The sequence below is a fragment of the Candidatus Desulfofervidus auxilii genome (assembly GCF_001577525.1).
Classification (GTDB): domain Bacteria; phylum Desulfobacterota; class Desulfofervidia; order Desulfofervidales; family Desulfofervidaceae; genus Desulfofervidus; species Desulfofervidus auxilii.
On the sequence record NZ_CP013015.1, the window covers coordinates 786396 to 807951 of the forward strand.

A 21556-nucleotide genomic window follows, 5' to 3' on the forward strand; every position below is an offset into this window, starting at 1 on the left:
TTCTTGACTATCCATAAAACTTATGCTTAAATGTGTATTGGGGTAAGGAGTATGGATAAAGAAGGCGTTGTTACTGCTATAAAGCATTTTATCCTACCTGAACTTAAAGAGATAAAACACAATCAGGCAAAGATGAGTATAAGGCTTGATGCTGTAGAAAAGCGCCTTTCTGATATAAATGGGCATCTAGTTGATCAAAGCCGAAGGATTGATGAGACAAATAACCGCATTGATGAGGTAAGAACTGAGCTAACTGGCAGGATTGATGCTACCAACAATAGAATTGACCAATTAACCTTTCAGGTAGGAAAAATAGCTCAAGAGATGGAGCGGATTAAAAGAGAAGAAAGTGTTACCTCAGATATCTTAACCCGCCTAAGGGCACTAGAGCAAAAAACCGCTAATTTATAAAAAATTCTTTGCATATTATACCTTATTTCTGCTAATCTACAGATAAATATCTAGAGGTCTTTGAGTGCCAGAAAGAAGTAAAGATTAGTTAGCACAGGCAGAAAGAGATTTAGAGCGTTGTGGCCTAGTGGTGTCCCTAAAGACTACTTTAATTTAAAGAAAGCCGAGGAGGCATATGAAGTAGCCAAAAGAATACTTACCTTCTGTCAGGATACGATTTCTGGACAGGGGTAAGATTTTAAGGGAATTGAGAGAATTGAGTTTAACTTTTAAAAAAAGAGAGACAAGATGTGATATCTATTATTCTTTTTGGCTCTTTAGCTAAAGGAAACTATACTGGGGGTAGTGATGCAGACATAATTATTAATTATAGTAAAACACAGCCAAAAGGATTTAGTTGAACGCATCTTTGAATTCAGAAAATACTTCCTAAACTGTTCTATCACTGTAGATGTTCTAGTATATATACTGAAGAAGAGATAAAAAATACAACATGAAGGATTTATAGATTCAGTGATGAAAGAGGGGATTAATTTAACCTGCCTCTAAAAAGATTGACCGTTTTTTATTTTTTAAATTAAACAAAATGGGCCAAAACAGGCACAAAAATTTTCATGGGAAAGATGTGCCTATGAAACATTGAAGCCTTACTTAGAGGTATTGGCGAGTTATCAAATAGTTATCAAGAATGAGGCTTTTTAAAGATAAAAAACCCATCATAAGCATAAATCTTAATCCAAGTTTTATTTATCTTGTTAAAGACATTCCAGTGGGTCTTTATCAAACGTGAGTCTCTGGCTAGAGCATCTTTTATGACTTTAGTGCGTTTTTCTCCTAAAAAATTAATTAAAGAAATGGCTGGTTCATAGCCTTTTATAAAATAAGGTCTTTTTAAATCTAATATGATATAGTCTGCCTTAAAAATACCACTAGGGTAAAGAAATATCTTTTTTCTCTGTGATAAATAACCACAATTTAAAAAATTTTGATAGGAGATCTTAAGTTTGGGGTCAGAAGGAATATATGTCTTTAATGCCTGCCAGATTTTTATGTCTCTTTTGGTTGGTATGTAAGCATTTTTATAAAAAGGCCAACTATATCCAAGCTTTTTGACCCAAAAGACCTTGGATAATGGTGAACAGCTAAAAATAATGTGGAAAAATAAAGCTATAGCTAATAGAAAGGTATTTAAAGTCTGTTTAGATAACTTAAACTTTGAGCAAAAATTATAAACTTTAGGCAAGGCATAGATAAAGGCCACAAAAACAGGGGTAATAATAGCTGCGTGATGGTGATTAGAATATATATAATGACCTACTTTTTGGGAAAGAAGGGAAATAGTAATAATAGGCAGAGCCGGTATGAGTTCTAAGGGGGATAAAATACATAAAAAGAAAAAAGGGGCAAATAAGGCAATAAGATAAATTATCTTTAAGGGATTAGTAAAAATCTCTTTTAAAATGACCCAGGGATGGCTAAGAATATAAATACACATTTTTAATGGAGTTTTCCCCAAATACCCAAATGCCCAAGAAGAAAGATAACTCATTCCTCCAAATTTAGGGATGACCTTAACAGTAACTAAATAGAATAAAAATAGACAAAGGATAAAAAGAATACCTCCTAAAAATGGCCTGCGGTATTTGAATATTAAATATATACCAAAGGCAGCGGCTGTGAGGATAAAGGGTTCCTTTAAGAAACAAAGGGATAAAATTAGGCCAGTTATTAAAATTATGGATTTATGATTTTGAAGGCTATAAAAAATAGCAAACATGATGGGGATTAGCCAACAATCAACATGAAAGTCAAATAAAGCAATCCACCACAAGGCAAAGTAAAGATAATATAGGATAATAATGAAAGCAGGTGATACAATTTTCAATTCTGGATTAGTCTTTATTATTTTTTCTAAAAAGATGCCCCCTAAAACAAGGGCAAATGCTTGAGAGATAAGGAGAATAATAGAAGATGAATAGATTTTGTATATCAGACTATATATAAATAGGACAGGACGGAAGTGATGTCCTCCAGAAAGAAGACCAGAGTAATCCCCAAAATAGGAACATGTATAAATATAATGTTCAATTATTCCCAAATCATACATAGAGGTGTGAAAGGAGAAATATTTTAAAAAACTTAGGATAACTAATAGAAGAAAGATAAAAATATGAATTAAAGAGGTTTTATTTTTCAATCTAAAAGACAATATACATCTCTACTTTCCTTGTGTTGATAAGCTATGCAGCCAATCTGCGCTTCAGCTCGCTTACATCGCGTTCTAGGTTTGCTACCCTTTGCTCAAGCTTGTGGTGTTCATCTCTTCTAACAATTACCTCATAAAGGCGGTCTATCCTGGTATTTGTCTTTGCTATCTCAGCACGAAGTTCTATCCTTACATCCCTAATCTCCTGGGCCAGTTCCTCCCTTACTGTGTCAATTTTTTTTTATTTGTCTCATCAATTCTTCGGCTTTGATCTACTAAGTGGCTGTTCACATCATCCAACCTCTTGTTAATAAAGCCCAAGGAGGTCTTAATCTCAGCATTTTCCTTTTTAATGCTATTTAGTTCAGGGACAATCATCTCTTGAAGGGCTGTTTTGACTATATTAGTTATATCCATTTTCCTTCCTCTTTTTGTATTTTTAAATGAAATTTTTAAATTTTTCAAGGTTTTATATAGAGATACTAGGACTTCGTCAAAGTAATTTTGACGGAGATCCAAATGTTAAGCGCAATGGCTCAATGCAGAATGCAAATTGAAAAATGCAAAATCGCCTTTTGTTAAATTGGAACGTTAGCACGTTGGAATTGGGAATTAGGAACTGGGAATTGGGAATTTCTATTTTCTATTTTCTGTTTCCCGTTTCCCTTTCCTTCTTTATGCACGTTTACAAAGTTGTAAGTTAGAAAGTTTGCAAGTTAACACGTTGGAATTGGAAATTTCTGTTTTCCGTTTTCTATTTTCTTAACTGTATTTTGTAGGTTTGACCCCAATTCCACTACATTTGGCTATTTCATTCCCTCACTATTTCACTACTCACTGATTTAATGTTTTGGCATTTTGGCCTTTGGATTTTTTAGACCATATTTAAACGTTTGTTCTTTTTGTTAAATTACTTATGGCCTGACTTTGACGTAGGCCTGATAGAGGCACGCCTTTTTCCACTTCGTAGGTGGAAGTGGAGAAATTTTCTGGTAAGCTTCTTTACAATCGCTCCCTCTTTTTCCATAATAAATCTAATGATTATCGGCATAGACATAAGGTGGCTCAGTTTCAAAGGAACTGGTCTTTACACTTATTTATCAAATCTTTTGACCGTTCTTCTTGAGATAGATAGAAAAAACCAATATATATTTTTTTACAATGAAAGTAAGGAGAAAATTTTCCCTTATCAAAAAAATCTAACTTACAAAAGAGTGAGTGCCAAACCGTTTCTGTTTAAGGAGAAGTTTTTATTTTTTGAGATATTAAAAAGAAATAAATTGGATATATTTTTTGAACCTCATTTTAATTTACCCCTCCTACTTCCTAAAAAATTGCCTGTGATTCTGACTATTCATGACCTGACCCCACTTATTTTTCCTCAATTTTTCTCTTTCTTTGAGCGGATTTATTTTCGCTCTATCTTAACCCACGCTATAAAAAGGGCCAATCATATCATTGCTGTTTCTAAATACACTAAAGACTGTTTAAAGAAAAGATTTTCTAAACTGCCTAAAATATCAGTGATTTATCAGGGAAGGCCAAAACTTAATAATGCTGAATCAACCACTGATTTATCCATACCCCTGCCTTATATACTTTATTTTGGTAACAAAAGGGGGTATAAAAATTATAAACGAGTGATAGAGGCTTATGGGATGCTGAGGACTCGATTATCCCAATATCATCTGGTTATCGTTGGTATAAATGGACAATCTTCTGAAAATATCATCTTTCTCAAAAATATATCTGAGACAGAAAAGGCCCTTCTTTATAAAAAAGCCTCTCTTTTTGTATTCCCTTCCCTGAATGAAGGATTTGGGTTTCCTCTTTTAGAGGCCATGCAAGTAGGTGTACCTGTTATAACCTCTAATCTTTCTTCGCTACCTGAGGTAGCTGGCAGGGCAGCCTATTTTGTTAATCCATTTGAGGTTGACGAAATATCTGAGGGGATGTATAAGCTATTGACAAATAAGGGTTTAAGAAAAGAGTTGATAAAAAGGGGACTTCAAAGAAGCAGGATTTTTTCTTGGAATGAAACAGCTCAAAAATATTTAAAAATCTTTCAAGAATATGCATCCTTTGGTTGTCATACCTGTATTTAATGAAGAAAACACAATAGAATCCCTCATTAATGAACTTTTGGCCTTAGGTTTTAAAGATATTTTGATTATAGATGATGCAAGCGAGGATAGTTCCATTGAGATTGCAAAAAAGTTAAAAGTAGAAACTATTTCCTTACCTTTTAATATGGGCACCTGGTCAGCCATTAGGGTGGGATTTAAGTATGCCTTGGATAAGGATTATGAGCAAGTAATCACTATAGATGCTGATGGTCAACATATACCCAATGATATACCTAAACTGCTAAATGGGCTGAGAAAGGGATTTGATATTGTTATTGGTGCCTGTCCACAAAGGGCAAATATGGCTAAAAAGGTTTGTTGGTGGCTGTTTAGAAAATTTTCAGGTCTTAAGATTAACGATTTTACCTCTGGGTTCAGGGCTTATAGTAAGTCAGCCTTTAGCAAGTTTTCTACATACAATGGGGCCAACCTGGAGTATCAAGATGTAGGGGTGCTGATTATGGCCAAAAAGTTTGGTCTTAAAATAGGAGAAGTGCCTGTGGAAATGAAGTCCAGAACATGGGGGAAGTCTAAAGTATTTCCTTCTTTAAAAAGCATTTTAAGATATTTTTTAATTACTTTTACCATTATTATGGTCAAGGGGCGGTAATGTCTTACAGAACTGTTTTGGTTTTGATAGGTATCTGTGTTTTTATTGCAGTTATATCCCTAGTCAGGAAGGCAAGACTCCAAGAAAAACATGCAATATGGTGGATTTTCATAGCCTTGGCGGTATTAGTCTGTAGTTTTTTCCCCTCTATTATAGACTGCATAGGAAGATATCTAGGAATTCACTATCCTCCTATTTTTCTACTTGTTATTGCCGCCTGTCTTATCCTTATTAAACTTCTCTCACTAAATATCTCTATTTCTGAAAATGAGGTCAAAATTAAAGAGTTAGCCCAACGACTGGCCATTATGGAAAAAAAGCTTACTGATATCAAAAAAGATGAAGATACTTCACTTAAGTAAGTTCTTTTATCCTTATCTTGGAGGAATAGAAAATTTTATCTTAGATTTGGCCAAAAGTTTAAAGGAATTTCCCCTAAAACTGACAATTTTAGCCCATCAACATAAATCTCTTTCAACTACCAGGAATGAATTTATTGAAAATATTAAGGTAATAAGGGCAGGGATCATATCTAATATATTATATACCCCCTTAAGCCCATCATTTATTTATAATTTTTTAAAGTTAAACTCCAAGTTTGATATAATCCACATTCATATGCCCAATCCTAGTGCCATTTTGGCAGTAATGATGGCCAAACCCAAGGCCAAAGTTTTAATTCACTGGCATGCAGATGTGGTGGCCTCAGAGATAGATAAAAAGATAAAGGTGTTTTTTCCTTTTTATAAGCCATTGCAAGGGTTTCTTATCAAACGGGCAGATAAGATTATTGTAACTTCAGAACAATATTTAAAGCACTCCCAACCTCTATCCCCACTAGGGAAAAAATGTAGGGTTATCCCCTTGGGCTTGGATCCCTCTCGCTTGAAAAGTGATAAAGAAAGAGTGAATAAGATTAAAAAAAATTTTGGGGGAGAAATCGTTTTCTCTTTGGGGAGACTTTCTTACTACAAAGGGTTTAGTTATTTAATCAAGGCAATGAAATATGTGGATGCAGTGCTTATCTTAGGAGGAGAAGGCAAACAGAAGGATAAATTAAAAAAACTTATAGAGAGTGAGGGACTTAAAAATAAAATTTTTTTGGTAGGGAAAATCGATGAAAAGGATTTAGGTAGTTACTATGAAGCCTGCACCCTATTTTGTTTGCCTTCTATAGAAAAAACTGAGGCATTTGGCATAGTTTTACTGGAAGCCATGCGATTTAAAAGACCTTTAGTAACCACAAACATAGATGGTTCAGGTATTAGCTGGGTAAACCAAGATGGAGTAACAGGTATTACTGTAGCCCCAAAAGATTCTTCAGCCTTAGCAAAGGCCATAAATACCATTATTTCCAATCCATATCTAGCAAAAAAAATGGGGGAAAATGCCTATAAAAGATTTGAACAAAACTTTCATATCAATATCATTGCAGAAAAGATTTATTCTCAATATAGTGAACTGCTAGATTGAAGTTTACTTGCTAATTGATTTAATTTATGTTTTTATGAGCCTTGATGAAAAAAGAAAACATCAAAACAGGTTTTAAATTTGCCGGCATATTCTTGGTAATATTTCTGGCTTTGGGTATTCGGTTTAAAGACGGGCCTCAATGGCAAAAATATAAGAATTTCTTCTTTTATCAAAATCATCCTAATTTATTGGGGCTTGATTCTTATTATTATCTTCGTTTGGCAAAGGAGCTAAAAACAGGCACATATAAACCCATTGATGAAAAAAGGTGTTTGCCTGAACTGGCACATCGTCCTAAACCACCTCCTTTAATCAGTGTCCTTACTGCTGGCCTGGCTCACTTTTTCCCCTTGCCTTGGGTGGCCTTTTTTCTTTCATCTCTTTTAAGCTGTATTATTATCATACCCTATTTTTTATGGGGAAGACAGCTAGGTAATTATCTAACCGGTTTTATGGCAGCCTCCTTAGGTGTAAGCAGTTTTTTTTATTATTACCGCACTCAGTTAGGCTGGTTTGATACCGACTGTCTGAATGTATTTTTTATCCTTATTATTCCTTATTTTTTTTATTGTTATTATGAAAATGTAAATAAAAAGAGGTATCTCTATCTCTTTCTCACTTTAATTTTTAGTATGCTTTTCTGTTGGTGGTGGATGCCAGCTAAATATATTATAGTCTTTCTTTTAGGATTACCCTTTTTAGCTTCGGTTTTCTTTTATAAACAGAAAAAAAGCACCATTTATCTTAAAATAATCTTTGTTTGTGTTTTATCCTTTATTTTTCTCTTAAAATATCACCAGGGGCTTTCTAATTTATTCAAATTTATTGCCAAAGAACCCCAAGGCGCATTCCCCAATATAGCTGCTTCTATCTCAGAATTAAGGCAGCCAACCTGGTCTAAACTGGGAAAATTGATTACTGGCAATCTTTTTGGTTTTTTTGTGGGCATTATAGGCATCCTTTCTTTATGGCGTTTTCGCCCAAGGCAGATGAGCTTTTTGGTTGTGCCCTTGGGTATAGGTCTGCTTTGTTTTTTTTCCAAGCGATTTTGCCTGTTTTTTATCCCATTTATCTCTCTAGGAATTGCTTATATTTGCTGGTCTTTAGGAAAGGAAATTAAAGAAAGAGGCAATACCTTTTTTTCCTATATTTTTATGGCCTTTCTATTTTTATTGGTTCTCTTTTCTAATCTCAAGGCGGATTTTTCTTATAAACCATATCCCAAGTATCCTTCCTTTATGGCTCAAGGTCTCAGTAAAATTAAACATACTGCTTCAAAAGATGCTGCTATCTGGTGTTGGTGGGATATTGGCTATTTAAGTCAATACTGGTCAAATCGAGGCACATTTATTGATGGAGGTGGCCAGAAACCTCAAAGGACTTATTTTACCGCCTTTCCTCTTACTACTACTAACCAAAGATTAGCCAGTCAATGGATAAAATTTTTTCTCATTCAGGGAGAAACGGGTTTTAATCGGTTAAAGAAAAAGTTTGGCACCAAGAAGGCCATAAATATATTAAAAACTGTGCTTTCTGTGTCTAAAGAACAAGCAAGGAGTTATTTAGAAAAATATAATTTAGGCCAATCCTGGCTCAATTTTTTCTTCCCCCAAAAAAATAGGGAAGTTTATCTTGTCCTTGACCGTAGTTTAATAGATAAGGCCTATTGGTGGTATTATTTTGGCACCTGGGATATAAAGACTAGAAAAGGGGACCATGCTTGTATACAAAAAATTCCTCAGGCACAATTTAAAGGTCCTTTTCTTATGGGCAAGGAGTGTAAAATCAACCTGATTACTGGCATGGGTAAATGGCAGGAACATAGTTTTAACCTTAAGGCCCTGGTGATCATAAATTTAAAGAAGAAAATAATTCAAAAACGCTCTTATGGCCATACTCAAGGATTTATTTTAGAAATTGCTCAGCCGTATAATGAAGCATTTTTGGTTACAGAAAGATTTTATCACTCTTTGTTTAATCGCCTGTTTATCCTCAATCTGCCCTCAGCGCATTTTGTCAATATATATAATGCCCTTCATGCCTTTCAGGTATGGAAGGTGAGGTTTTGAAAAAGGCAAAAATGTGGTATAAATAAAAATATGATGGAAAAAAGAGATAGAAAAAATTATTATAGAAGAGTTGCCAAGATTGCTGGCCCAATCCCCTGCCTTTAGGCACCAACTTATTGGTATTATGGCAGAGGTATTTGTAAGAAAGGATGAGCTTAAACAGGTGCTTGATGCAATAAAACTTCTAAGGGAAGATTTTAATAAAAGGTTTGAAGAGCACTCAAAGAGACTTGAAGAGATGTCCCTGAGACTAGAAGAGCACTCAAGTTATATTGGCCAACTCATAAAAAGACAAGAGGAACATTCAGAACGTATTAATGAGCTTATGAAGAGACAGGATTAGGGCACAAAGAGGCTAGAATCTGCTATAGGGGGGCCTTGGTGCCAGATGGGGTATAATGAGTGATGATTCTTTTAGAGAAGGATTAAAGGGTATTTTAAAGGAACTCGGACTTAAGGTGGAGAGATATATTGACTATGATACAGAGGGCACTGTATTTGGTCGACCAGAACAAATAGACCTAGATATAGAGTGATTAAAGACAGTATAACCCTACTTGCAGAGATAAAGTCTTCTATAAGTAGAGAAGAAATATATACATTTCAAAGGAAGGTTGAATTTTATGAAAGAAAAAAGGGGATAAAGGTTACTAGGAAGGCTGTAATCTCACCCTTTGTTGACCCAAGGGCAAGACCCATTGCTGAGAGGTTAAACATAGAGGTATATACCTCTGGTTATGATGTAAGAATCTAAAGCAACCTTTCAATAAAGTCCCTGGCTGCCTTAAGGACATCATATAACTTTTCAAACTCTCTTAAAAACTTTTTAATTTTAAGCCATAACATTATAGTCATTACACCTTTCTTTTCGGAAAACTTCTGAAAATTCTGGGGAAAGTCCTGTAATAGGACTTCGTCAAAGTAATTTTAACGGAGATCCAAATGATAAGCGCAATGGCTCAATGCAGAATGCAAATTGAAAAATGCAAAATCGCCTTCTGTCAAATTGGAACGTTAGCACGTTTACACGTTTGCACGTTAGAATTGGGAATTAGGAACTGGGAATTGGGAATTTCTATTTTCTATTTTCTGTTTCCCGTTTCCCTTTCCTTCTTTATGCACGTTTACAAAGTTGTAAGTTAGAAAGTTTGCAAGTTAACACGTTGGAAATGGAAATTGGGAAATAGGAACTGGGAAATGGAAACTGGGAATTTCTGTTTTCCGTTTTCTATTTTCTTAACTGTATTTTGTAGGTTTGAACTTTCCATTTAAAAAGTCAAGTAAAAAATGGAAATATTTTTTAAGCAGCCTTCTCCATTTCCTCCTTTAAGATATAGTCTCGATCTTCTTTTAACATCTTAAAAATAACTTTTATCAATTGTCTAGCAAGGCAGCGCAAGGCATGGTTATGCTCTTTCCCTTCAGTCCGTTTTTTAGCATAGTAAGTAGCGGATTCTGAAACATACCGAATTGTGCAGCCCGCAATTTCAATCATAGTTGCTTTACATATCTTATTAGCCTTATATACAACTCTTGTCCTTTTGTGTTTACCAGACTCATCATCTATACAGGCTACACCACAATAGATCGCAAGTTGCCTCTCGTTTTTAAATCTNTTGATATCTCCAATTTCTCCGACCAATCTGCTTGAAAGCTTTGTTCCTACTCCTGAGATACTTTTTAAACGCTTAACCTCAGAACTCTTTTCTCCTAGCTTTTCCAGCTTCTTATCCAACATCTCAATCTCCTCTTTTAGTTCTAAAATACGCCGAGAATGAGATGATATAATCGTTTTGTATATATCTGCCAGTTCTTCGACGTATTTTGTGTTGCGAAGACTTTCTAACATTAAAGAGGCCTGTTTTTTNCCAATCATCTTTATTTTAAGTAAAGCTCCCATAGTAAGTCCCTTATATCTCGAAAAATCAGGATACCTTACCAGAAGCCTCAACATCTTCTTGCTGTCTGTATCACCAATCTCTAATATCTCAGGACATACTTCTAATAGCCTTTTTCGAAGCCTGTTTTGCAACCTTATCTTCTCATCTATCAGGGTTTGTTGATGCCGAGACAGAATCTTTAACTTTTCATTGATTTTTGTTGCCTTCTCTACCGCAATGAATGCCTTTTCATTTTCAGCGTCTAAATAATCTCTTAATTTCAGCATTTTTGCTAACATTTTTGCGTCCCTTTTATCGTTACGCCATTCTGCCCCAAATACATTCCGAAATTGTTTTAATTTTAAATTATCTACATTGTATAAGGTGAATCCGCTCTCTATAAGTATCCGATCAAATGGTGCTCCGTATCCATTCTTTCCTTCAATTGCAAATGATATTATCCCACCTTCTCTTTTCTCAATCTCTCTAAATTCTCTAACTGCCTTATAAAATTCACTGAATTTGTGTGCTATCTTCTGGTCATACAAAATCTGTTCTTCATCATCCATGATAATTATGTGATGATTATCACTGCCAATATCGATTCCTCCAGATAACCTTTTCACGCCTCACCCTCCTTTATGTTTGATATTTTATGGCTCTGCCAATACCTTTATCCCGTCTATAATAGCCACTTAAAGGCACCTTTCCATTAGACAGGGTATTGGCAGGAGAACATCCGGCAATTCAAACCGAGTCACAATAATTCAACATTATTGACTGACCCCGTTAGCCACAAATGTTCCCCTAGCCATTTATCATTTATATCACATAAAGAAGGCTTCTTAATTTCATTCCCTATTTTTTACTCTCACTTTTAATTATAGACCCCAATTCCACTACATTTGGCTATTTCATTCCCTCAATATTTCACTACTCACTGATTTAATGTTTTGGCATTTGGATTTTGAAATTTGGATTTTAGGGGATAGATTTCATGTCAACAAGGAACCAATTTTATAAATTCCTATACATCAAGAAAGCTTGATACAGAGTAAGGCAAAGTTAAGCAAATTGCTTCTAAATTTTTTTTTTAAAAAATTATGACCCAAAATCCTCACAAATATTTTATTTACCCCTTGCAATTTATTTTAATTTGTTTTATTAGAGAAAAATAGGCAGAAAATCCTATTGACAGGGCGTTTGCATTTTGTTAATATGGTGCTTAAATTTTTTATTGACATTTATTGTGATTTCTGGTAAGAAGGACATCAAAGGAGATACGGTGTTTAAAAAAACAAGGAGAAAGGAGGTGAGGGTGAGAGGAGGGAAGAAAAGAACATTTGGGTTTTTTGAGGTATTGGGTATGGTTAAATTATTTAACAAGGAGGTGTAGTAATGAAGTTAAGTAAGGTTTTAGTAGTATTAAGTTTGGTAATGGGTTTGGTATTTATGGCCGGTAATGTGAAGGCAGCAAATTCAATGAGTGATAATGTCCCTGGGAATGCCTCGTTTGCCTATTTTTATGCTACTCCAGGTTGCATTTCAACTGTAATCCAAATTCACAATATATCTGATGAAGACCAATGTATCCACATCGTTCCCTTTGACCGTTGCAGTATTCCAGGATATGATTACCAGTTTTGTGTATCTGAGCGCGGCACACTTATCCTTATCATTGATGCAACCTCTGATGGTTATGGAACTATAACCCCAATTTGCGATGAAGAGCAGATGGACACAAAGGAGATGGGAATTTCTGGCCTCTCTGATGGTACAATTATTGGTTATATGTTTATTTCTGCAATAGAGTCAGAGGGTTGCAAGGCAGGCGAGATCTGCACCTGCAATAGCCCTGACATAGATAATCTTGTAGGTAACAATCCTCTTATTGTTTCTACTGCCCTTGTACAGTCCACCTGGTGGGTTGCTGCAAATGCTGCCATGGTGCAAAACTTAACTGATGGTGAAGTAAATACAGAAGGCTATATTGATAGCGGAACAGACATCCTCAATGGGGCTTGTGTGAATCTTTATGGAAGGTGGTATGATGACACAACCACAAATGGAAATCTAGTGCTTGTCTTTCCAGTTGGAGCAGTAGCTTGCACAGAGTCTTGCGATGATAGTGCCTGCGGTACAGGAGATGGTTACTACATAACTGGTTATAGCTATGATGAGGACCAGCACCCAACTTCCTTCCACAAGTGTGTGGAGGAGGCCAATATGATACCTTTTGGCGCTATTGGTCTGCCCACTGGTGGTGCAACCTCAGGTTGGATTGAGATTGACAATACAACTGCAACTGCATTTGGATTTACTATAATGGAAGATGGTGTACGTTGCGATGCACTGCCACTCTTTAAAGAAGGCACAACCGGCCAAGAAGCAGGTTGCCCAGCATGTAGGCTTCCTAGTGGTGGGTAGTTTTTAAGTAACTAAACAAAAGGGTTCCTGCCTTTTAGGCAGGAACCCTTTTTATTTGGATAAAGATTATGAAGAAAAAGTTATGGCTCTTCCTGTTGGTGTTTTTCTTTATTTCCTGCTATGCCTTTCGTCCTGAGGGTGAGACCTTACAGGAGGCCTGGTATAGATACTGGAGCTACATAAAGCAGCGGGAGTTTAAAAAGGCATTTTATTATGAGCACCTCTGCCTTTCTTCTGAGAGGACCCCAGAAGAATATGCAAAGGGCATGGCCACTTCACTGAAGGTAAAGAAATTTGAACTCCTTGAGATAGGAAAGGAGGGCTCAGGTCCCATGGGTTCTACGCTGATAAAAATGAGGCTTGTTACAAATTGGCCCCCTATTATCCACCTTAAAAATGATAGGGTAGTGGTTAAATATGACTACTGGGTAAAAAAGAATAATAGGTGGTATCACTTGAGGCGTGGTCTTACAGGTTTTTGGTAAGCATTTGGGCAGAGCCGACCTTTTAGCAGGTAAGCATATCGGAAATCCCCTTTCTAAATCAAAGGTTTAATGCTTTTTAAATACAAATATAGTCTTTTCTATAATAGCAATGGGTGTTTGTTTTCGATAATAAGAGAGTTCCCTTTTTATCTCCCTTTCTATTTTAGGAGTTAAATCAGGCAATAAACTGCTAGGGGGCAAGATAAAAAAAGAACTTCCTATGGCCAGATACTGAGGTTGTTTTTTAAAAGGATTTTCTTCTATAAGATTCACATCTTTTTCTCCCCATAGCTTTTTATAGTATGCACCCACTGGCTTAAAAAGCTTAAAATTTTGCCCATAACTGGGAAGTAGCCAGCAATTAAAGGCATACACTTCAATGTTTTCTATATGTTTTTTTTTACCATATTTTGCCAGTGCCTTTATGTCCTGCCCCCATTCTGAGTTAGAATCAGAGAGTTTTTGCCAGCCCCTTTCATATCCACCAGCTAAGGGATTAAAATAGCTAATATAATGGGGAAAGATAATCACCGCCTCTATTGCTGCCCCCATAATCAATATAGAAATAATTACCTTTCCATAGATGTTTTTTTGCATCAGCCAGTTAGAAAATCCACTAGCAGCTATAATTAAAAAGGGAAAGACAGGCAGATAGTGCCTTAGGCCAATGTTTATATGAGAACTAAAGGCAAAAAAGGAATAATAAACAATAGGAAAAATGATAAAGAGATATTTTTTAAAATTATAAAATATATAAATAATACCAAAAATAAAAAGGCATAAAATAGGAATAGTTTCTTTTAAAAAAATAGCCATAGGAAAATACCAGGTCCAGCCTTTTAAAGAGTAATTTCCTAATAAATAATTTAAGTGGCCAGTTTGGTTGTGTTGTATGACCAAATTAATACCCTTTAAAAAATTAGGGGGAAGGAAAAAAGAATTTATAGAAACATGGAAAAAATAACTGGCAGATATTACCAACCAGGGAATAAAAAACATAAAAGGTAAGATAGGTCTAAATTGTCTTTTGATTATAATACTTAGCATGACTAGAGCATGAATAGGTAAGAGGATTAATAGAGAAAACTTAGTTATTAAACCTAAACCTAAAATAAGACTTAAAAGAAAAAAATTCTTATAACAAGGCTTAATATAACATTTATATAATAAATAAAAATACCATAAATAAAATAAAGCACAGCCTACATCAGTATGGATGAGCTTACCATGTCCTAAAAAAGTAGGCTCAAGGCAATAGAACAAAAGGGCAATAATACCTGTTTGAGTTCCAAAGATTTCTTTGGTTGCTATGTATATTAAATATCCAAGGAAAATACTGAGCAAAATAGCAAAAAATCTGGCCTTTAAAACAAAAAAATCAATATGTTTATCATTTAGTCTTATAAAAGAGATAATATATAAAATGGTTTCATGTAAATCAAAGTAATCTTTTAATTTGTTTTTGGGAAATACTACTTTTTGGGTAAAATAGGGGATAGTGGCGGACAGAAGCTTAATTAAAGGAGGGTGTTCAGGATTAATATAAAACGCACTTCTTTTTAGATACTCCAAGCCGGCTATAAGGTGAATTGGCTCATCCGTAGTAAAGGACTTCAAATAGGCCTGGGTAAATAGGTTAAGGCTTAGAAATAGAAACAAGCCTATTAAAACCTTTTTTTGCATGCCGCATTTTATTTGCATGAAGATTATGTGTCAAGAAAAATATAGAAACCTAGAATTTTTTAAGGTATAATCTGTTCCAATCTTTTATGAAATTTAATCAGTCTAAATTAATTTATTTTGGTGTTGTCCTTTTTTTCTATTTTTTAACTGCCCTACCATTTTTTGGCATCTGGTTTCTACCGGATGACTTTGTCTCTATATATGGCTCAATGCAAAATCCTTTGAAGCTTTTATTTTCCAGAGAGGATTATGCCCTCTTTAATCGCTGGTTCTTTACCCCTTTATTGCCTCTTTCCTTTAAATTAGATGGGCATCTATTTAAGTTAAACCCTATAGGCTATCACTTTCATAATTATTTAGTTATCCTTATGAATGCCATAGTAATATACAAAATAGCCAGGTTTTACCTCCCAGGTTTCCACTCTCTCTTATCTTCCCTCTTTTTTCTCTTTTCTATCCCCGCATTTGTCAATATTGGGGCACTTTCATGGAGGCACTATATCTGGGGATCTCTTTTCACACTCCTTAGTTTTTATCTATACAAACGCTTTGAGCAGACAAATATTAGGAAATTTTTGATATCCTCAATCATGTGTTACCTTATTGCTATACTCTTTAAATCCGCCTTTGCTCCATTGCCTTTGGCTTTCTTTTTTTTACCTAAATTAAGGCCAAGCAAGCGAATTAAAATCTTTGGCATTTATATGTGTATATTCCTGTTTTATCTAATATGGAGAGTCTATATCCTGGGAGGGTTTGGTGGATATTTTTTTATCCCCTCACCCACTGTATCAGAGTCTATTTTTACAATTTTATTTAAAATACCTTATATTATATCAAAAACCATTTGGAAAATACCATTCTTTATCTATTTTATCTCCATCGGCCTGTATTTTATAAAACCAAGGTTGGGAATATATATATTTTTGATGAGTTTATTGAGCATAAGCCCATTTATCTTCACTACTGTGGATAATAGTTACGGTTTTGCCCCCAGATTTATTTTACTATCTGCGATTATCTCTATAGCTATCTCTTTTCTTATATACTATATTAGCAGAAAGATAAAAAATGATCTTAAAAATTACGTTATTTCCTTTATGTGCGCTCTAATTTTGGTTTTACAGGTAATGGACCTACCTAAGGCATTTTCTGAATTAAATATTCAGGGCAAATTTGTGAAAAATACCTGCCAAAGATTATCAAATCAAAAATTCAAAATTGTCTATGACCGCTATGTCTGGATATACAATTATTTTTATTTGGTAAAAAACCAGTTTTTTAAAAAAGAATTAAATTTAGTTGGTATTGGGACATTAACCAGGGATAATTTAGCCTTAGACCTTTACCTGTATCAAAAGTATATATGTTCACTTTCTGAAGAAGATAATATATTCATTCCTTCTCAAGGTAAGGTTTTAAAATACAGAGATTTAAGGAAAATGCTTGGAACTTTGGAGCGAAAACAGATGCTTAAAAAACCAGATATAAGGTTAAATATCAAATCTCATATATTAAAGGCAACGATTGTAGACAAAAGGACTGATGGTATGTTTAAGGCCTATTTCTTTTCCCGATTAGGAGAAAAAAATATCATCTTTTATGGTGTACCTATAAATAAAAAATCATTTTCTTGCCCCATTAGAAAAGGTGAGCAGATATTATTTTTATTTATCTCTCCTGGGAAAAAATTCAGTGTACCTTTGGTATTTAGAGGTTAGTAGGGGGCGCGTCTTCACGGTGATGTCTTATAACCTGCGAGTGGAGCGTTAGAATAAAAAATCAATCACGGATTTTGGGGAAATAAAAAAACAAATCATTGACACCTTTTATTTTATAAAGTATTTTTAAGTTATGCAAATATCAGCAGATCTTTATGAATTTGTCATAAAGGTAGTAGATGATAGGGTGAGAGAAATAAAGGTCACCCGTGAGGATTTTAATGCCTTAAAATAAGTGGTAGAGGAACTGGCTCAGACTCAGAAAAAGACTGAGGAGCGCCTAGGTAGAGTAGAGGCTGCAGTAGAACAACTGGCTCAGGCACAGAAGAGGACAGAGGAAGAGTTATGTTCTCTTGTTCGGGAACATGCCAAGACCAGAGAAATGGTAGCTGGGCTTTCAGATACAGTGGGTTATGGCCTTGAAAATCAGGCTTATAAGGCCTTACCCAGGCTCTTAGAAAGAGATTTTGATTTAAAGATAAAGGATAGGTTAGCAAGGCGGTATATTGTTTATAAAGACGGTAAAGAGGACAAGGAATATGCCAGGCAAAAAGGGATAAAGGTATATTATTCATATGAATTTTAATAACTATGTCCTTAAAATCACCCAAAGATATAGAGTTAAAGGAGCTAATTTACCACTACCCCTTTAATCCCTATCGCCGTTATCTCCTTTTAAAAAAAGAACAGAAAAAACAGGCTCTGTATTTAAAAATAATGAGCTTTCTGGAAAAAGAGGGTGAAGTCTTAAAAGTCAGCCATCAAGGTAAAAAAGGCTTGGCCATTGTAAGAAAATTGCCCTGGGATAGTAATTTTTTTAATGTTCCTATGGGGGCAATAGAGGCTATTTTCTCTGAAAAGAATGAAGAAAGCTTGATTTCTGCTATTTTTGATAAAGCATTATCTTGGTTTAAAGAAAAGGGGATAAAACACATTACCTTTAAAGTAGATACTACAGATACAAAAGCCATTCTTACTTCTCAAAAAAAAAGTTTTTATTTGGTAGATACCCTTTGCACCTATCTATATGCCAAAAATTATACTGAAGCCAAACCTATAAAACAGTTTTTTGAATTGCGTCCTTTTCAACCAAAAGACTTAGAAGCTATTTTAAAAATTGTGGAATATGCCTTTAAAGAGCATCGCAATCGGTTTATGAATGACCCGTATCTTTCTAAGACAGGTATGTTAGAACTTTATAAGGCATGGATAAAAAATTTTATAAAGGAAGGTTATCTTATTGTAGCTGAAAGAAAAGGGAATATAGCCGGTTTTTTAGGGTATTTCCGTTTGCCAGAGCTGTGTAATTTAACAGGCAAACTCCATGTAGGACATGTTCTTACCGCAGTTGGCCCTAAAGGAAAAGGGGCCCATGCCCAGCTTATTGCTTATCTAGGAGATGCTCCATTTTATCCTGATACCGTTGAAGGCACTGCCTCTATTTCTAATACCATTGCCCAGAATATTTGGATAAAAATACTCCGCCCTAGAATAATCAGAACCCAATATGTATTTCACTACTTCTTTGATAAGGGGTAATTTTTTATTTTGCCATACTCTAATTTTGGTTTATTATAAAAATATGTATAAAAAAATAGTGTGTATTTTGCTTACCGGGATTTTTCTTTGGACAAATTCTGCCTCAGCCCTAATAACCATAGAGGAAGAAAAAAAAATGGGGGAGAAATTTTTTGCTGAGGTTAAAAGCCAAATTCCTCTTATATCAGACCCGGTATTAAACCGATATTATAATGAAATTGGACAGACTTTAGTAGCCCATTTAAAAGAGAGATATTATCCTTACTATTTTTTTATTATAGATGATTCTACTTTAAATGCCTTTGCTGCCCCTGGGGGTTATGTCTTTATTTATCGTGGACTGTTTTTGGCCTTTGATACAGAAGATGAATTGGCAGCCGTAACTGCTCACGAAATGGGCCATGTGGTCTGCCGTCACATTGCCAAGCGGATTGAGAAAAGCAAAAAAATCGGTATAGCTACTATGATAGCTATTTTAGCCGGGGCATTTATGGGATTAGACGCTGGTGCTATTGCTACTACGGCTATGGGTGCTGGTATGGCTATGTCCTTTAAGTATAGCCGAGAAGACGAAGAACAGGCTGACAGGACAGGTTTAAATATTCTTTTAGCAAGCGGTTATGACGGAAAGGCAGTAGTAAGCTCTTTTAAAAAACTTCTTCAATTTAGTTTAGGCAGTGGAGGGAAAATACCTCCTTATTTGAAAACTCATCCTGACTTGGAGGTAAGAATAGTTTACATAGCCAACACTTTAAAACGCATCTCACCCCCTAAAAAGAAGCATCATGACCAGAGGCGTTTTAAGCTTATGCAAGCAAGATTGCGGGCCCTTTATACGGAAACTGAGGCAGCAAAGAATTTCTTTGCCCTTAAACTTCGTCAAGACCCTAAGGATGCAGTAAGTCATTATGGTCTTGCTTTGTGTTTTATGCGAGAAAGAGATTGGGGAAAGGCCATCATCCACTTGAAGCAAGCATTGGATTTGAAACCTGCTGAGCCTTTATTCTGGAGAGCATTAGGCATTTGCTATACTGAGAAAGAGGAATTTACTTTGGCCTTGCGTTATTTGAAAAAAGTGAATCAGGATGCTGACGTAGCTTTTTATCTGGGACTAGCTTATGAGCATAATGGAAATATAGATAAAGCTACAAAAATATGGGAATCGGCTTTAGAAAAGTTTGACCCTCACTTAAGCCTAAATTTAAGTGATTTTTCTCAGATTTGCTATCATTTAGCTCATGCTTTTGCTAAAAAAAAGAAATTAGATTGGGCGCATTATTATTTGGGTAAATATTTTGAGTTAGAAGGTAAACCAGCCCAGGCCAGATATCACTTCCAAAAGGCCAAAAACTTAACTAAAGATAAGGCTTTGAAGGCTAAGATAGGCAAGCCAAATTTAAAAGAACCTAAAAAAGAAGATAAAAAGTGATTGTATCCTTTTTCTCATTAGTAGAGGCAGATGTGATTTTGCCTCTGCCCAAAACATTCATGTTTTCCCCAGAAGATATAGCTTTGCTCAAGCAGGCTAAGGCCATTATTTTACCACCTATATGTAAAAAGTATTATTATTGGTTTTGTAAGGAAATTGCTCCTGTTTTTCCCTCTATGGATGCTAGGTTTCACTTTCCAGGCAAAGCAGGAAGTACATTTGTCTTTGAATTAGCAGGAGTGCCTTATCCCCCTACCAAGATATTTAAGGGGATAGAGGCGTTAAAGGCCAGGATGGCTAAGGGAGAGAAACTTTATCCTTATCCCTTTGTGGTCAAGTGGCAATGGGGAGGTGGTGGAGCCTTTGTTCACTTGGTGGAAAATGAGAAACAATTATGGGAGGTTTTACTTCGCTTTAAGGGTTATAAGAAAAGAGAGCCTACTTTTGTTATGCAGCCTTATGTTGAACATGGACAATGTGACTTGAGGGTAGTGGTAATAGGCAGTCAGTTTTTGACTTATTGGAGGTGTCAGGAAATTAAAGGGGAGTTCAGGAGTAATGTAAGCAAAGGGGCCAAAATTTATTATCATTTAGACCCAGAATTAGAACAAAAGGCTATAAATTTAACCAAACAGATTTGTAAAAAAACGGGCATTAATTTGGCTGCCTTTGATATAATATTTTCTTCTCATGGTAAAACGCCCCTTTTTTTAGAAATCAATTATGGTTTTGGTCTCCAAGGTATAGGTGGTTATCAGCAGTATAAACAAATTTTAAACAAAGAAGTGCAAAGGTGGGTTCATCAAGTTATCTACGGGTATTTTGAGGAAGAAGAAAAATGCCCAAAATAAAACCACATAACATGATACCCACACAGATCAGAAAAGTGGATTTAAATCCCAGGTGTTCTGAAAGCATACCACCTAGAGTGGGGCCAACAATCCAGCCCATACTCCAAGCTGTATTATAAATGCCCATGGCCTTTCCTCTCTGTCTTTGAGAAGCGATATCAGCAATCAAAGCTGGAGCGCTTGTGCCCATGGATGTCCAGGCCATTCCCTCTACTATCTGAGGCCAAAATAGAGAATGATAATATCTGCTCAGGGCATAACCTAAAAAGACCAAGGCAAAAAGCCCCATTGAACTTAGTAATACTATTTTTCTTCCCCATTTATCTGCCAATTTGCCCCAAAGAGGAGCGGTAATGGCGCCAGCTAGAGCTCCACAAGTATAGATAAGTCCTATTTGAGATTTAGTAGCCCCCAGTTTGGCAAAATAAAGGGAAAGGATAGAATAAACTATTCCTGAACAAACCATAAAAGGAAAGATGACCAGACAAACGGTGTATACACTCCTTTTCATAATTTCCTCCTGTTGATTTTTTAATGAAGCTTCTATTTTAAGAGTCAAAAATAGTAATAACAACCCTCTCGTAGGCCTGCCTGTCGGCAGACAGGTCTGCCTGACGGCAGACAGGCTTGACATTAAACCCTACCT

At 35.4% G+C, this 21556-nt stretch carries 21 protein-coding genes and 4 pseudogenes; 18 read left to right on the forward strand and 7 right to left on the reverse strand.

The window, feature by feature from the left end; all coding sequences use genetic code 11:
- Positions 1-51: 51 nt before the first annotated feature.
- On the forward strand, positions 52-411 hold the full coding sequence (locus HS1_RS04005) for a conserved oligomeric Golgi complex subunit 6 (RefSeq protein ID WP_066061242.1): 360 nt from the start codon (positions 52-54) through the stop codon (positions 409-411).
- Positions 412-698: 287 nt separating this feature from the next.
- Positions 699-812: pseudogene (locus HS1_RS12770) on the forward strand (nucleotidyltransferase domain-containing protein); the annotation flags it as partial.
- A 281-nt stretch (positions 813-1093) separates the two neighbouring features.
- Here HS1_RS12770 and HS1_RS04010 read toward each other — a convergent pair.
- Together HS1_RS04010 and HS1_RS04015 are read right to left on the reverse strand one after the other, a co-directional pair.
- Positions 1094-2608: a DUF2079 domain-containing protein gene (locus tag HS1_RS04010; RefSeq protein ID WP_156469373.1), complete on the reverse strand. Its 1515-nt coding sequence runs from the start codon at positions 2606-2608 to the stop codon at positions 1094-1096.
- Between the two features lie 231 nt (positions 2609-2839).
- Positions 2840-3034 (reverse strand): hypothetical protein, encoded by a 195-nt coding sequence (locus HS1_RS04015; protein WP_066061248.1) that lies wholly within the window; start codon positions 3032-3034, stop codon positions 2840-2842.
- A gap of 620 nt (positions 3035-3654) precedes the next feature.
- Between HS1_RS04015 and HS1_RS04020 the strand changes: the two genes are divergently transcribed.
- From HS1_RS04020 to HS1_RS04050, 8 genes and pseudogenes are all read left to right on the forward strand, one after another.
- Positions 3655-4722 carry a glycosyltransferase family 4 protein gene (locus HS1_RS04020; protein WP_156469374.1) on the forward strand — a complete coding sequence of 356 codons (1068 nt, stop codon included), beginning with the start codon at positions 3655-3657 and terminating at the stop codon, positions 4720-4722.
- Positions 4691-5353, forward strand: coding sequence for a glycosyltransferase family 2 protein (locus HS1_RS04025; protein WP_066061254.1), 663 nt, complete (start codon positions 4691-4693; stop codon positions 5351-5353). Before HS1_RS04020 ends, HS1_RS04025 begins: the two co-directional genes overlap by 32 nt.
- The gene (locus HS1_RS04030) at positions 5353-5715 is read left to right on the forward strand and encodes a DUF2304 domain-containing protein (protein WP_066061257.1); all 363 of its coding nucleotides are present in this window, start codon (positions 5353-5355) and stop codon (positions 5713-5715) included. The genes HS1_RS04025 and HS1_RS04030 overlap by 1 nt, the downstream gene beginning before the upstream one ends.
- Positions 5693-6826, forward strand: a complete 1134-nt coding sequence (locus HS1_RS04035; RefSeq protein ID WP_066061260.1) for a glycosyltransferase — start codon at positions 5693-5695, stop codon at positions 6824-6826. The genes HS1_RS04030 and HS1_RS04035 overlap by 23 nt, the downstream gene beginning before the upstream one ends.
- 44 nt (positions 6827-6870) lie before the next feature.
- On the forward strand, positions 6871-8895 hold the full coding sequence (locus HS1_RS04040; RefSeq protein ID WP_066061264.1) for an STT3 domain-containing protein: 2025 nt from the start codon (positions 6871-6873) through the stop codon (positions 8893-8895).
- 70 nt (positions 8896-8965) lie between these two features.
- Entirely contained in the window at positions 8966-9238 is a 273-nt protein-coding gene (locus tag HS1_RS04045) for a hypothetical protein (protein ID WP_172793639.1), read from the forward strand.
- A gap of 43 nt (positions 9239-9281) precedes the next feature.
- Positions 9282-9431: pseudogene (locus HS1_RS12775) on the forward strand (DUF3782 domain-containing protein); the annotation flags it as partial.
- Positions 9428-9649, forward strand: coding sequence for a hypothetical protein (locus HS1_RS04050; RefSeq protein ID WP_066061272.1), 222 nt, complete (start codon positions 9428-9430; stop codon positions 9647-9649). The pseudogene HS1_RS12775 and the gene HS1_RS04050, both read left to right, overlap by 4 nt.
- Before the next feature lie 546 nt (positions 9650-10195).
- Here HS1_RS04050 and HS1_RS13585 read toward each other — a convergent pair.
- The 3 genes and pseudogenes from HS1_RS13585 to HS1_RS13915 form a co-directional block, all read right to left on the reverse strand.
- Positions 10196-10510 (reverse strand): transposase (locus HS1_RS13585; RefSeq protein ID WP_245669979.1); only part of this gene is annotated, 315 nt, incomplete at its 5' end.
- Position 10511: 1 nt separating this feature from the next.
- A pseudogene (locus HS1_RS13910) lies at positions 10512-10744 on the reverse strand (hypothetical protein); the annotation flags it as partial.
- 19 nt (positions 10745-10763) lie between these two features.
- A pseudogene (locus HS1_RS13915) lies at positions 10764-11401 on the reverse strand (IS110 family transposase); the annotation flags it as partial.
- Between the two features lie 611 nt (positions 11402-12012).
- Here HS1_RS13915 and HS1_RS13325 point away from each other — a divergent pair.
- The 3 genes from HS1_RS13325 to HS1_RS04065 all read left to right on the forward strand — a co-directional run bounded on the left by HS1_RS13325 (position 12013) and on the right by HS1_RS04065 (position 13687).
- Positions 12013-12171, forward strand: a complete 159-nt coding sequence (locus HS1_RS13325; protein WP_172793640.1) for a hypothetical protein — start codon at positions 12013-12015, stop codon at positions 12169-12171.
- Positions 12172-12173: 2 nt separating this feature from the next.
- Positions 12174-13202 carry a hypothetical protein gene (locus HS1_RS04060; RefSeq protein WP_066061274.1) on the forward strand — a complete coding sequence of 343 codons (1029 nt, stop codon included), beginning with the start codon at positions 12174-12176 and terminating at the stop codon, positions 13200-13202.
- Between the two features lie 68 nt (positions 13203-13270).
- On the forward strand, positions 13271-13687 hold the full coding sequence (locus tag HS1_RS04065; protein WP_066061277.1) for a hypothetical protein: 417 nt from the start codon (positions 13271-13273) through the stop codon (positions 13685-13687).
- A gap of 66 nt (positions 13688-13753) precedes the next feature.
- Here the strand turns inward: HS1_RS04065 and HS1_RS04070 are convergent, their stop codons facing one another.
- Positions 13754-15370 (reverse strand): ArnT family glycosyltransferase, encoded by a 1617-nt coding sequence (locus tag HS1_RS04070; RefSeq protein WP_066061280.1) that lies wholly within the window; start codon positions 15368-15370, stop codon positions 13754-13756.
- A gap of 86 nt (positions 15371-15456) precedes the next feature.
- Between HS1_RS04070 and HS1_RS04075 the strand changes: the two genes are divergently transcribed.
- The 5 genes from HS1_RS04075 (at position 15457) to HS1_RS04095 (ending at position 20910) form a co-directional block, all read left to right on the forward strand.
- The gene (locus tag HS1_RS04075; RefSeq protein ID WP_066061283.1) at positions 15457-17091 is read left to right on the forward strand and encodes a hypothetical protein; all 1635 of its coding nucleotides are present in this window, start codon (positions 15457-15459) and stop codon (positions 17089-17091) included.
- Between the two features lie 235 nt (positions 17092-17326).
- The gene (locus tag HS1_RS04080) at positions 17327-17677 is read left to right on the forward strand and encodes a hypothetical protein (protein WP_066061286.1); all 351 of its coding nucleotides are present in this window, start codon (positions 17327-17329) and stop codon (positions 17675-17677) included.
- A 5-nt stretch (positions 17678-17682) separates the two neighbouring features.
- Positions 17683-18630, forward strand: a complete 948-nt coding sequence (locus HS1_RS04085; protein WP_066061289.1) for a GNAT family N-acetyltransferase — start codon at positions 17683-17685, stop codon at positions 18628-18630.
- Positions 18631-18673: 43 nt separating this feature from the next.
- Complete coding sequence (locus HS1_RS04090) at positions 18674-20059, forward strand: M48 family metallopeptidase (protein ID WP_172793641.1); 1386 nt, start codon at positions 18674-18676, stop codon at positions 20057-20059.
- Positions 20056-20910 (forward strand): ATP-grasp domain-containing protein, encoded by an 855-nt coding sequence (locus HS1_RS04095; RefSeq protein WP_066061295.1) that lies wholly within the window; start codon positions 20056-20058, stop codon positions 20908-20910. Before HS1_RS04090 ends, HS1_RS04095 begins: the two co-directional genes overlap by 4 nt.
- Here HS1_RS04095 and HS1_RS04100 read toward each other — a convergent pair.
- Positions 20867-21544: an MFS transporter gene (locus tag HS1_RS04100; protein ID WP_066061297.1), complete on the reverse strand. Its 678-nt coding sequence runs from the start codon at positions 21542-21544 to the stop codon at positions 20867-20869. The genes HS1_RS04095 and HS1_RS04100 overlap by 44 nt on opposite strands.
- Positions 21545-21556: the final 12 nt, after the last annotated feature.